Consider the following 12,651-nt stretch of genomic DNA (forward strand, 5'->3'; position numbering starts at 1 on the left):
AGAACTCCTTCCGTCATCGCTGCGCGATGCCACCTCCCTCGGTGAGGGAGGCTGACCGTGCGGCAAGGCTCCCTCTTTGAGGGAGCTGGCTGCGAAGCAGACTGAGGGAGTCCGTTCTTTAATAAAAAACAGAAAGTTGAGTGTGATTTTCCTTTATTATGGACGATGGCAGTATGACGCTCTGGGTAGCGCTGGTGATCCTGGTGGGTTTCTCCGCCTTTTTCTCCGCTTCCGAGACCGCATTTTCCTCCCTGAATCAGATCCGCCTGAAAAGCCGCGCCGAGGACGGCGATTCCTCTGCCGCCCGGGTGCTGGCCATGGCGGAGCAATACGATAAGCTGCTTTCCACCATCCTCATCGGCAACAATATCGTGAACATCGCCGCCGCTTCCATTGGCACCATCCTGTTTACCCAGATGCTGGGTGCCGAGCGGGGCGCTACGGTGTCCACCATTGTGCTGACGATCATCGTGCTGATCTTTGGCGAAGTGACCCCCAAGAGCCTGGCCAAGGAGATGCCGGAAAAGGTGGCCACGGCAGTCTCGCCCTTCCTTGTGCTCCTGATGGCCCTGATGACCCCGCTGACCTGGCTGTTCACCCAGTGGAAGAAGCTGCTGGGTCACTTTGTCCACAGCGGCGAGGCCGATACCATCACAGAGGGTGAGCTGATGACCATGGTCAGCGAGGCTGAAAACGACGGCGAACTGACCGACCGGGAAAGCGAGCTCATCCGCAGCGCCATCGAGTTCGATGACGTGGAGGTGGAGGAGATCCTGACCCCCCGTGTGGATGTGGTGGCTGTGGAGGATGATATCCCGCTGGAGGAGCTGGCCCAGACCTTTGCGGAGTCCGGTTACTCCCGTCTGCCTGTCTACCACGGCACCATTGATAACATCATTGGTGTGGTACATGAAAAGGATTTCTATATCGCCCGCCTGAAAAAGGCGACCAAGATCGATGATCTGGTGGTGCCCACGCTGTATACTACGGGTTCCACGCAGATCTCCCAGCTGCTGCGCACCCTCCGGGAGCAGCACCACCACCTGGCCGTTGTTGTGGACGAATACGGCGGCACCGAGGGTATCATCACGCTGGAGGATATCCTGGAGGAGCTGGTGGGTGAGATCTGGGATGAGCACGACGAGGTCACTGAGGACTTCCGCAAGCAGTCGGACGGCAGCTGGCTGGTGTCCGGCTCTGCCAGCGTCGATGATCTGTATGAGGAACTCGACCTGCCGGAGGAAGAGGATATCGATTCCAATACCGTCAACGGTCTGGTGCAGGAAAAGACCTGCCATCTGCCCAAGGTAGGCGACCGCTTTACCCTGGGCGAGTACGATGGTGTTGTTACCCGCACCGCCAAGCGCCGCGTGACGGAGGTGCGCCTGACCCCCGCCGCCCCGGCTGAGGATGCCGAGAAGGATGACGAAAAGGATAAGCGCTTCTCCCGCCTTGCACAGCGCGGGGAGAGCCGCTGACAGGAAGCATAAGATAGAAACAGTGAAACGCCGCCGGGTGGAGCTTTTGGCTCTGCCCGGCGGCGTTTTCTTGATTCAAGTCCTTGCCCGCGGCCCTGCACTGTGCTAAACTGAATAAAATACAGAACGCAGGAGGACAAGGAACTTGAAACGGATGTCGAAGTTTGCGCGCCGGTGTGCGGCGCTGATGCTGGCGGTGGTGCTGCTCTGCATGGCAGTGCCTGCCGCCTTTGCAGCGGAAGGGGACACCCTGCCCGCCGGTGCCACCACCATGGGCGGTGCCAACACTACTCTGATCCCGGACGAGGAGGAAAACTGCCTGAGCTGGCTCTTCGGCTCCGGCGATACCATCACCATGCCCTACCTGAACGTCAAGGGGCAGGGCCTGCGCCGGAACGTGACCCTGGATCTTGAGGACTGTCTGGTGGGCATCACCTACACCGAGCTGGGCTCCATCGGCAGCTATGTCAGTGACGCGGCAGCACAGCAGGCGTGGAAAGCGCAGGCGGTGGCCATCCATTCCTATCTGGAATACCACAAGAAATACGGCTCTTCGGCCAACGCGCTGGTGTACACCCCCGTGGATCAGATCCCTTCCTCTGCCCGCAGCGCCATCCGCAGGGCAGTCTCTGAGGTCAAGGACGAGGTGCTGACCTGCAACGGCAGCGTCATCGATGCAGTGTGGTCGGCCAGCGCGGGGTACAACACCCAGACCGGCGTGTACGGCACCTGCTCCGGTCTGGATGCCTGGGGCACCGATGTGCCCTATCTGCAGAGCGTGGAAAGCCCCTACGAGGAGCAGTATCACAACCTGATGCGCCGGGTCATCGGCAAGGATTACCGCTACATCGAGTATAACGACAGCAAGACCGGCCAGCCCTACGAGAGCGCCGACACCACCCATAAGGATCTGGGCGGCTTTGTCCAGTACAATACCTTTGTCTCGAACGGAAAGAGCTACCGCTACATCGGCCAGTTCGTTTCCTCCCGCTACTGCTTTGATTTCAGCGCGGACGAGAACGGAACCCCCTGCATGAACTACTATGGCTTCGGCCACGGTGTGGGCATGAGCCAGTGCGGCATGGTGGGCTATGCGCAGGAGCAGGGCATGGGCTACCGGGACATCCTGCGCCACTACTATACCGGCGTGTCCTTTGGCACGGTGGGCAGCGGCAGCTCGAACGGCAGCCTGTTCGGCTGGCTGTGGAGCCTGCTGGGGCTGTAATAGATTTTGCACCGGAAAGCGCAGGAAATGCGGAAAAACGCTTCTCAAACGGGACGAAATCTGGTATACTATTGTAGTTTGTAAAAATGCGTCTGGGCGGCGGAATGGCCCAGTGAAGTGGAGAAGTCGGAATGCAGTTGGAGAAAGCAAAGGAAACAAAGCAGGACATGGAGCGCTGCCGCCTGCTGGCACAGCGCATTGCGGAGGAGCTGGCCCCGGCAACAGCTGCGGTGCTGAACGCCGAGACCCCGGCACTGGAAAAGGCCCTGCACCGGGCGGGCGTGGATGCCAACCCCTTTACAGTGGCTGCCCGGCAGGCAGACCTGCTGGTGGTGGAGGACCCCGCCTGGGTGGAGATGCCCGCGCAGCTGCCCGGACAGGTGCTGCTGGTGTTTACCGGCAGCAACGTGGCTGAGGGCTGGGCCGAGGAACTGGCCCGCCGGGGCTACTACCGGGATTTCCGCTGGCGCAGCCGGGGCCGTGCCCAGCAGTCGGCTCTGTACTGCACGGTCCAGCCTGCCACCGCCGAGATGATCGCGGGCTATGAGAAGGAGTTGGATCTCCTGCGTGACCGGATGGTGCGTGCCGAGCGCACCTGCAACGAGGAGGCTGCCCTCATTGAGCGGCTCCGCAGCGATCTTTCCCTGAGCCGCAGCCATGCCAAGAACCTGGAAAAGACCCTGAACGAGGTGACCAGCTCTACCTTCTGGAAGCTGACCTGGCCCATGCGGTATGTTGTCAGCAAGAGCCGCCAGATCTGGCACACCTTCCCGCTTTTCGTCCTGCTGGGTGAGCTGCGCCGGGACGGCATTTCGGGTGTGCGGGAGCACGCCCGCGCCAGGCGGGAATATGCCGCCCTCTTCCCGGGGAACCTCCTGCGGGCCGACCGCTTTGCCCCGGTGGAGCTGCTGGTCAGGCAGGCGAACGATCAGCCTGCCGGGCCCAAGATCAGCATCGTGGTGCCTCTGTACAACACCCCGCTGGACTTCCTGGACGAGATGCTGGATTCCGTGGTGAACCAGACCTACAAGAACTGGGAGCTCTGCTGCGTGGATGCCGGTAAGGACGAGGCCGTAGGCCAGCATGTGCAGGCCCGTGCGAAGGCCGATGCACGCATCCGGTATCAGAAGCTGGAAAAGAATGAGCTGATCCCCGGCAACACCAACAAGGGCTTTGAGATGGCCACCGGTGAGTATATCGCCCTGCTGGATCACGATGACCTGCTGCATCCCTGCGCCCTGTGGTACGCGGCCAGGGCCATTGCCGAGCAGAAGGCCGACTTTGTCTACACCGACGAGGCGACCTTTGAGGGGAAGCCGGAGCATGTGGTGCTCTACCACTTCAAGCCCGACTTCATGCTGGACAACCTCCGCTCCAACAACTACATCTGCCACCTGACCGTGTTCAGCCGCGCCCTGATGGAGCGGGCCGGCGGCGGCGAGCGGATGGAGTACAACGGCAGCCAGGATTACGAGCTGTTCCTTCGCCTGACGGAGCAGGCTGAGAAGATCGTTCACATTCCCCATGCTTTGTATTACTGGCGCTCCAGCCCCGGCAGCACGGCGGCGGATATCTCCGCCAAGACCTACTGCATCGACGCAGGCATTGCGGCCCTCAAGGCCCACTATGCCCGCTGCGGGATCGCTGTGGACGATGTTGCCCTCATCCCCGGCACTCCGGGCTATTACAAGACCGATTACACCATTGAGCACCCGGGCCGGGTGAGCATCCTCATCCCCACCTGCGACCACATCCGGGATCTGGAGCTCTGCGTGGATTCCATCTATGCCCGCACCACCTACCCGGATTTTGAACTCATCCTCATCGAGAACAACAGCAAGCAGCCCGAGACCTTCCGCGCCTACGAGCGGATGCAGAAGGAGCACCCGGACAACCTCAAGGTCGTGACCTGGGAGGGCAAGGGCTTCAATTACAGCGCCCTGAACAACTTTGGCGAGCAGTATGCCACCGGCGAATATCTGCTGCTGCTCAACAACGATACCGAGGTCATCACCCCCAACTGGTTGGAGGAAATGGTCATGTACGCCCAGCAGAAGCGGGTGGGCTGTGTTGGTGCAAAGCTGCTCTACCCCGATGACACCATTCAGCACGCCGGCATCGGCTTTGGCATCGGCGGCGTGGCGGGCCACCTGCACAAGTATTTCCCGGCGGCATCCGATGGCTACATGGGGCGGCTGAACTATGTGCAGGATGTTTACGGCGATACCGCCGCCTGCCTGCTCATCCGCAGGGAGATCTATGATGAGATGAACGGCCTGGACGAGAGCTATGCCGTGGCCTTCAACGATGTGGATTTCTGTGTCCGTGTGCGGGAGGCGGGCTACACCAACGTGTTTACCCCCTTTGCCCAGCTCTACCACTACGAGAGCAAGAGCCGCGGCACCGAGGACAACCCCGAAAAGCAGAAGCGCTTCCAGGGCGAGGTGCTCCGCTTCCAGGCCCGCTGGGGAGACCTGCTGGCCGCAGGCGATCCCTGCACCAACCCCAACTTTGATATCCAGCGTGAGGACTTCACGCTGAAGATCCTGCCTTTGGAGTGAATTGATGAAACTCTCTGCTTGTATTGTTGTTTACAACGGCTATGACGAGGCGCTGAAGGCAGCGCAGACGGTGCTGCACTGCACGCGCCGCTACCCGGTGACCCTGTATTTGGTGGACAATGCCAGCCCGGACGGCAGCGGCAAAAAACTGGAGCAGGCCGTGGCGGACGGCCTGCTGGCAGCAGGCCCGGGCCAGCAGGTGGTGGTGCACTGCCGCACTGAGAACGGCGGCTTTGGCACCGGCCACAATATGATCCTGCCCGAGCTGGACAGCGATTTCCATTTTATCCTCAACCCGGATATCCAGCTGACCGCTGATACCCTGAGTGACCTGGCCGACTGGATGGCCGCCCACCCGGATGCCGTGATGGCCCGGCCCTCGCTGGTGTTCCCGGACGGCAAGCCCCAGCAGCTGCCCCTGCGCCGGTGCGCCCTGCGGCCCATGCTCTACCGCCAGCTGCCCCGGCTTAGCTTCTGGAAAGGGCAGAACGACCACTACCTGATGCTGGATGAGGACCTGACCAGGCCCATCGAGATCGAGTTCTGCACCGGCAGCTTTTCCGGTGTGCGCACCAGCACCTTCAAGGCGGTGGGCGGCTTTGACGAGAGCTACTTCATGTATGTGGAGGATGCGGATCTCACCCAGAAGATGCGCACCCGGGGCAAGGTGTATCTGGTGCCCCAGTATACCGCCATCCACGCCTGGCACCGCGCTGCCCACCGGGATCTCAAGCCCGCCCTCTGGCAGACAGGAAATCTGCTGAAGTATTTCCATAAGTGGGGCTTCAAGTGGTAAGAAACGCTCCACCATCGCGATGTGCTGCCGCCGTGGGCGGCTGAACGGTTCTGTTTGACGGCCTGTTCCGGAAAAAATTCTGGAACAGGCCGTTTTTTCTTGCTTTTTTTTCGATTTGAGAGTAGAATAAGGTGTAAAACTATCTGATGCCGCCCCGCGCGGCCGGAACTTTTACCCTGTAACTTTGTTGACAGCGGACGCAGCTCCGCTTTGAATATTACGAGGTGAGCGTTTCACCCCGTATAGCTGCACAACTTTTTCAATACAAATAAAGGAGTGCACAAATTATGAAAGGCATTATTCTGGCCGGCGGTGCCGGCACCCGGCTTTATCCGCTGACGATGGTCACCAGCAAGCAGCTGCTGCCTGTCTACGATAAGCCCATGATCTACTATCCTCTGTCCACCCTCATGCTGGCGGGCATTCAGGATATCCTGATCATCTCCACCCCCACTGATACGCCGCGCTTTGAGGCGCTGCTGGGCGATGGCAGCCAGTATGGCATCCATCTGCAATATAAGGTCCAGCCCTCTCCCGATGGTCTGGCACAGGCCTTTATTCTGGGCGAAGAGTTCATCGGCGACGACTGCTGCGCCATGATCCTGGGCGACAACATCTTCTACGGCAACGGCTTCTCCAAGATCCTCAAGACTGCCGCCGCCAATGCAGAGACCAAGGGCCGCTGCACTGTGTTCGGCTACTATGTGCAGGACCCCGAGCGTTTCGGCATCGTGGAATTTGACCAGAACGGCAAGGTGCTGAGCGTGGAAGAAAAGCCCGAGCACCCGAAGAGCAATTACGCCATCACCGGCCTGTACTTCTACAACAAGGAAGTGGTCCAGATGGCAAAGCAGGTCAAGCCCTCTGCCCGCGGTGAGCTGGAGATCACGACCCTGAACGATATGTACCTGAAGAAGGACGAGCTGGATGTCCAGCTGCTGGGCCGCGGTTTTGCATGGCTGGATACCGGCACGATGGAGAGCCTGGTGGATGCCGCCGACTTCGTCCGCATGGTCGAGAAGCGTCAGGGCATCAAGATCAGCGCCCCCGAAGAGATCGCCTTCAAGTATGGCTGGATCGACCGCGAGACCCTGCTGGAGAGCGCTTCCCGTTATGGTAAGAGCCCCTACGGCCAGCACCTCAAGAACGTGGCCGATGGAAAACTGAGATATTGATGCAGGAGGGGAAACACCCATGAAAATCATCGTCACCGGCTGCAAGGGCCAGCTTGGCACCGAGATCATCAAGCAGCTGCGGGAGGGCCGCAGCGAGATCGGCCCCATCCCCGAAAAGCTGATGAATGCCACCGTGATCCCGGTGGACCTGCCGGAGCTGGACATCTCCAACTATAAGATGGTGGATGACTTCATCCGCCGCCAGCGCCCGGATGTCATCATCAACTGCGCCGCCTACACCAACGTGGACGGCTGCGAGGTGAACCACGACGCAGCCTTCAAGGCAAACGCTCTGGGCCCCCGCAATCTGGCACAGGCCGCCGAAAAGACCGGTGCCCGCCTGGTGCATGTCTCCACGGACTATGTGTTCTCCGGCCGTGAGAACGGCGGCATTGCACAGGACGAGGCCACCATTCCCGGCCCCATCAGCGCCTACGGCTCCACCAAGCTCATGGGCGAAAAGTATGTGGAGCAGTTCTGCCACCGCCACTTTATCGTCCGCACGGCATGGCTGTACAGCTACTACGGCAAGAACTTCGTCAAGACCATCGTCAACGCCGGCCGGAAATTCGGCAAGCTGGAAGTGGTCAACGACCAGTGCGGCAACCCCACCAACGCGGTTGACCTGGCCCATGAGCTGCTGCAGCTCTGCGTGACCCATGAGTACGGCCTGTATCACTGCACTGGTGAGGGCATCTGCTCCTGGTACGATTTTGCTTCCGAGATCATCCGCCTGTCTGGTGTGGATGCCTCTGTGGCCCCCTGCACCAGCGAGGAGTACAAGGCCAAGCATCCCGAAAGTGCTGACCGCCCCAAGTGGAGCGCACTGGACAACCGGATGCTCCGCTGCACCGTGGGCAACGATGTGCGGGACTGGAAAGAGGCCCTGGCCTGCTTCTTCGCCCACTGGGACGGCGAGAATGGGATGAAATAAGGGGAAAGCTTCCCCAAGAAGATAAAACCTGAAAATTGAGGTAGAATAAACCTATGAAAAAATATCTGATCACCGGCTGCGCCGGTTTTATCGGCTCCAACTTTGTCCACTATATGCTCAAGAAGTACCCCGAGATCCTGCTGGTCAACCTGGATAAGCTGACCTATGCGGGCAATCTGGAGAACCTGAAGGATGTGGAGGGCGACCCCCGCCATGTGTTCGTGCAGGGCGACATCTGCGACAAGGAGCTGGTGGAAAGCCTGTTTGCAAAGTACGATTTCGATTATGTCATCAACTTTGCCGCTGAGAGCCATGTGGACCGTTCCATCAAGAACCCCGAGATCTTTGTCCAGAGCAACGTCATGGGCACCGTGAACCTGCTGCAGCGTGCCAAGGAAGCCTGGTACGATGCCGATGCCAAGACCTGGAAGGAAGGCAAGAAGTACCTGCAGGTCTCCACCGATGAGGTCTACGGCGCTCTGGGTGCCGAGGGCTACTTCATGGAGACCACCCCGCTGTGCCCCCACAGCCCCTACTCCTCCTCCAAGGCCAGCGCTGATATGTTCGTTATGGCATTCCACGATACCTACGGTATGCCCATCAACATCACCCGCTGCTCCAACAACTACGGCCCCTATCAGTTCCCTGAGAAGCTGATCCCCCTGATGATCAACAACGTCAAGCACCACAAGCAGCTGCCTGTCTACGGTGACGGTATGCAGATCCGTGACTGGCTGTACGTTGAGGATCATTGCAAGGCCATCGATATGGTCTGCAACGGCGGCAAGATCGGCGAGGTCTACAATGTGGGCGGCCACAACGAGCGCCCCAACATCTTCATCGTCAAGACCATCATCGCGCAGCTGCACGACCGCCTGAAGGACGACGGCATCAGCGAGGATCTGATCAAGCACGTTGCCGACCGTCTGGGCCACGACCGCCGCTACGGCATCGACCCCACCAAGATCAAGAACGATCTGGGCTGGTACCCCGAGACCCCGTTCGAGAAGGGCATCGTCCTGACCATCGACTGGTATCTCGAGCACGAGGAGTGGATGGAGCACATCACCAGCGGCAACTACCAGAAATACTACGAGGAAATGTACAAGAATAAGTAAGTTCTTGTTCTGTATATTGAAAAAGAGAGAACGTCCATCCGCAGACTGTTCGTAAAACAGTATTCAACAAATGACACGGCAACTGGATGTCAGGATTGGTTACTGTTCACTCCGCTAGGTCTAAAAAGCAAAAAGTCCCATGCCCGCACCGCCAAAGTGCTGGGCATGGGACTTTTTGCGTCTGGGAACGGTACACCTCTATCGAGGTGTAACATACTAGACTTTGTACCAAAGTCGTGTGCCAAAGGAGATTGTGCTCCTTTGGCATTTCCGTCATCATAGAGGAAAGAAACAATCTATTAACTTTCCCATGCAGCAACAATGCTTCTTTCTGGGTTTTGAGGATCAATAGTCACCTTTATAGGTGTTCCCTTGCTCACGAGAGGATTGAACCAAAACCAATGGGACTGTCCATAATAAGTGTCTTTTCCAATCTTATATTGGTACCGGATCACCCAAGGATAAATTACATCTTCATCAGCAAGGTGATAGGTACTCATGTGGAATTTTATGTGAACCCTTTTTACTGCATTAACTTCTCCGGAAACAATCTTTCCGTTTTTCAGCAGGTCTGCTTTGCGGATGTCTGTAATCCATGCTACCCCGATAATTGCGATAGCAATAAGCCACGCAGCTATGAGTGCCCCGATTCCAACTTGCTTATAGGCGATAGAAATCAGAAAAGCAACAAAAATCCCAACAGCACCAAGAATATGGAGCAGATCTTTAGAAAAGAACTTATGGATTTTTTTCATGGAGAGACACTTCCTTTCACGAGGTTTTGTTACACTTGGAATACGGATAAACCGGGAAGAAGATTGCGGTCATGCCGGAAAGATTTCTCAGCCCAAACTGATCCCCATGCGTTTGGCAACGGTGAGGAGCTCGCAGCCCTCGGGGATATTGCGGGTCTTACCGGCGATATCCTCCAGACGGTTGGAGATGACGTGGTTGTTCACGAGAGCCACCGTAACGCCGTACTGCTCGATCTCCACCAGCTTGGCGGCGTAGCTGCCGAACTGGGTAGCCAGCACGCGGTCGTAGGCGCTGGGGCTGCCGCCGCGCTGCATGTGGCCCGGGATGCAGACCCGGGTCTCCATGCCGGTCTTTTTCTGGACGGCGGCGGCAATGCGGTTGGTGGCGGTGGTGTAACCGGCCTCGGCGCGCTTGGCGGTCCACTCCTTGCGCTTCAGCTTGGCCTCGTCCACGTTCATGGCACCCTCGGCCACAGCGATGATGGAGAAGTTGGAGCCGCGCTTTGCCCGGCGCTCCACGGCCTCGCAGACGCGGTCGATGTCGTAGGGCTGCTCGGGCAGCAGGATGATATCCGCGCCGCCTGCAATGCCGGAGTAGAGGGTCAGCCAGCCGGCCTTGTTGCCCATGATCTCGATGCACATCACGCGGCTGTGGCTGCCGGCGGTGGTGTGGATGCGGTCGATGACCTCGGTGGCAATGTCCACAGCGGTGTGGAAGCCAAAAGTCACATCGGTGCCGTAGATATCGTTGTCGATGGTCTTGGGCAGGCCGATGATGTTCAGGCCCTCCTGCGAGAGCAGGTTGGCGGTTTTGTGGGTGCCGTTGCCGCCCAGGCAGAGCAGGCAGTCCAGCTTTGCGTCCTTGTAGGTCTTTTTCATGGCCGCGACTTTATCGATCTTGTCATCCTCGACCACGCGCATCAGTTTGAAGGGGGTGCGCTTGGTGCCCAGAATGGTGCCGCCCAGTGTCAGGATGCCGCGGAAGTCATCCTCGCACATCTCCCTGTACTCGCCGTTGATCAGGCCGTGGTAGCCGTTCAGGATGCCCACGATCTCCACATTATCACCCATCCGGGCATACAGTGCCTTTGCCACGCCGCGAATGGTTGCGTTCAGGCCCGGGCAGTCGCCGCCGGAGGTCAGGATGCCAACACGTTTTTTCATCTCACAAATCCCTCGTTTCCTCTTGATCTTTCCCACCGCAGAGCAGGGGATATCTGGTACTATAAGAGTATTCCCAAAGGGGAAATGTGTCAAGAAAAAATTTTGTAAAAAGAAAAAAGAGACACACCGAAGTATGTCTCTTTTTCGATCGGAGCAGCGGGATTTGAACCCACGGCCTCCTCGTCCCGAACGAGGCGCGCTACCAACTGCGCTATGCCCCGAAAATACCGCAGCCGGAAGGCGACTGCGGTTTTCTGGTTGGGGATGAGAGAATCGAACTCCCACAAGTAGAGTCAGAGTCTACCGCACTACCACTATGCAAATCCCCATCATTCTGTTGTCGTCAGCTTTGAACCTCGCCGCTGACAAGGGATATTATACTATACGGCCCGGGTCTTGTCAACACTTTTTTTGAGATTTTTCGCCTGAGAAGAAAATGCCAAAAACTTTCTCTTTCCGGCAAAGTATGTTAGAATAGAGCCACTAAGATTCAGGAGGATATTTTTATGCTGAAACGTCTGCGCGCAAAGCATCCCGTCGGCTTCTGCGTTTTGTCCGAGGTGCTGTTTCTGGGCAGCCTGCTGCTGGCATCCTATCTCATTGTGTTTGCACTGGTGCTCTTTGGGGTGGACCTGGAACGGGTGGACTCCTACTTCCTCAGCGCCGTGCAGGAGGCGGTGGGCATGGTGGTGGCGTTGGTCATTCTGGGCCGCACCGGTAAGATGTACCTGCTCCGCCGCCGGGGCAGCGGCTTTTTCAATGGGCTGCTGGTGGGAATGTATCCGCTGGTGCTCATTGGTTACAGTCTGTATACCAAGCTGATGTTCGGGATGCCCGAGGATGGCCAGCTGCAGCCTGCGTTCAGCATCTTCAGCTTCTTTTTGAGCATGGCACTGGTGGGCGTGGCGGAGGAGTTCATCTTCCGCGGGGTCATTGCCCAGAGCCTGCTGGAGCGCTTTGGCACCGGCAGGGCGGGGGTCTGGAAAGCCTGTCTGCTGTCGGGCCTGCTGTTTGGCGCGGCCCACCTGACCAATCTGCTGTCCAGCGCTCCCTTCGGTGTGCTGATGCAGTGTGTCTTTGCGGCATCGCTGGGCACGCTGTTCGCAGCCATCTATTTCCGCACCGGCAACCTGTGGGTCACGGTGTTCCTGCACGGGGCCATGGACATTGCCTCTATGCTGGTGGGCGGTCTGTACGGCACGGAGGACGTGGCCGAGAGCATTTCGGGCTATGATGCCAGCATGATGCTCTCGATCTTGATCTATCTGATCCCGACTCTCTTCCTGCTGCGCAAAAAGAAGATCGGCGAGGTGGCGCTCTACTTTGGCCGGGACTGCGCCCCGGCAGCTGCTCCGGCCCCGGAGGAAAACGGGGAACGGCTCCGGTAAGGCCTCTTGCCTTTTGAAACAAAAAGGATTACAATCAGTCAAGGCAAACCGAGAGAC

The 12,651-nt window shown here is 58.3% G+C and carries 10 protein-coding genes and 2 tRNA genes; 8 read left to right on the top strand and 4 right to left on the bottom strand.

Annotated features, from left to right (window positions below):
- The first annotated feature begins 158 nt into the window (after positions 1 to 158).
- The 7 genes from ACKXGA_RS12385 (at position 159) to rfbB (ending at position 9,287) form a co-directional block, all read left to right on the top strand.
- A complete protein-coding gene (locus ACKXGA_RS12385) occupies positions 159 to 1,478 on the top strand; it encodes an HlyC/CorC family transporter (protein WP_098923219.1) in 1,320 nt (439 codons plus the stop codon).
- 154 nt (positions 1,479 to 1,632) lie between these two features.
- Positions 1,633 to 2,703, top strand: a complete 1,071-nt coding sequence (locus ACKXGA_RS12390) for a sporulation protein SpoIID (protein WP_156071150.1) — start codon at positions 1,633 to 1,635, stop codon at positions 2,701 to 2,703.
- A gap of 131 nt (positions 2,704 to 2,834) precedes the next feature.
- A complete protein-coding gene (locus ACKXGA_RS12395; protein ID WP_005936485.1) occupies positions 2,835 to 5,264 on the top strand; it encodes a glycosyltransferase family 2 protein in 2,430 nt (809 codons plus the stop codon).
- Positions 5,265 to 5,268: 4 nt separating this feature from the next.
- A complete protein-coding gene (locus ACKXGA_RS12400) occupies positions 5,269 to 6,060 on the top strand; it encodes a glycosyltransferase (RefSeq protein WP_005936487.1) in 792 nt (263 codons plus the stop codon).
- Between the two features lie 287 nt (positions 6,061 to 6,347).
- Complete coding sequence (gene rfbA / locus ACKXGA_RS12405) at positions 6,348 to 7,235, top strand: glucose-1-phosphate thymidylyltransferase RfbA (protein WP_005936491.1); 888 nt, start codon at positions 6,348 to 6,350, stop codon at positions 7,233 to 7,235.
- A gap of 19 nt (positions 7,236 to 7,254) precedes the next feature.
- Complete coding sequence (gene rfbD / locus ACKXGA_RS12410; protein ID WP_097771807.1) at positions 7,255 to 8,169, top strand: dTDP-4-dehydrorhamnose reductase; 915 nt, start codon at positions 7,255 to 7,257, stop codon at positions 8,167 to 8,169.
- A 53-nt stretch (positions 8,170 to 8,222) separates the two neighbouring features.
- Positions 8,223 to 9,287 (top strand): dTDP-glucose 4,6-dehydratase, encoded by a 1,065-nt coding sequence (rfbB, locus tag ACKXGA_RS12415; protein ID WP_156067353.1) that lies wholly within the window; start codon positions 8,223 to 8,225, stop codon positions 9,285 to 9,287.
- Positions 9,288 to 9,586: 299 nt separating this feature from the next.
- Here rfbB and ACKXGA_RS12420 read toward each other — a convergent pair whose 3' ends face one another.
- The 4 genes from ACKXGA_RS12420 to ACKXGA_RS12435 form a co-directional block, all read right to left on the bottom strand.
- The gene (locus tag ACKXGA_RS12420; RefSeq protein WP_423729608.1) at positions 9,587 to 10,042 is read right to left on the bottom strand and encodes a DUF3592 domain-containing protein; all 456 of its coding nucleotides are present in this window, start codon (positions 10,040 to 10,042) and stop codon (positions 9,587 to 9,589) included.
- 87 nt (positions 10,043 to 10,129) lie between these two features.
- A complete protein-coding gene (locus tag ACKXGA_RS12425) occupies positions 10,130 to 11,206 on the bottom strand; it encodes a 6-phosphofructokinase (protein WP_005936506.1) in 1,077 nt (358 codons plus the stop codon).
- 148 nt (positions 11,207 to 11,354) lie between these two features.
- Positions 11,355 to 11,427 (bottom strand) — tRNA-Pro (locus ACKXGA_RS12430).
- 34 nt (positions 11,428 to 11,461) lie between these two features.
- Positions 11,462 to 11,535 (bottom strand) — tRNA-Gln (locus ACKXGA_RS12435).
- 177 nt (positions 11,536 to 11,712) lie between these two features.
- Between ACKXGA_RS12435 and ACKXGA_RS12440 the strand changes: the two genes are divergently transcribed.
- Positions 11,713 to 12,594 (top strand): CPBP family intramembrane glutamic endopeptidase, encoded by an 882-nt coding sequence (locus ACKXGA_RS12440; protein WP_097771811.1) that lies wholly within the window; start codon positions 11,713 to 11,715, stop codon positions 12,592 to 12,594.
- Positions 12,595 to 12,651 lie beyond the last annotated feature (57 nt).

Origin of the sequence: Faecalibacterium hominis (ex Afrizal et al. 2022), from assembly GCF_049545105.1 — a bacterium.
GTDB lineage: Bacteria > Bacillota > Clostridia > Oscillospirales > Ruminococcaceae > Faecalibacterium > Faecalibacterium duncaniae.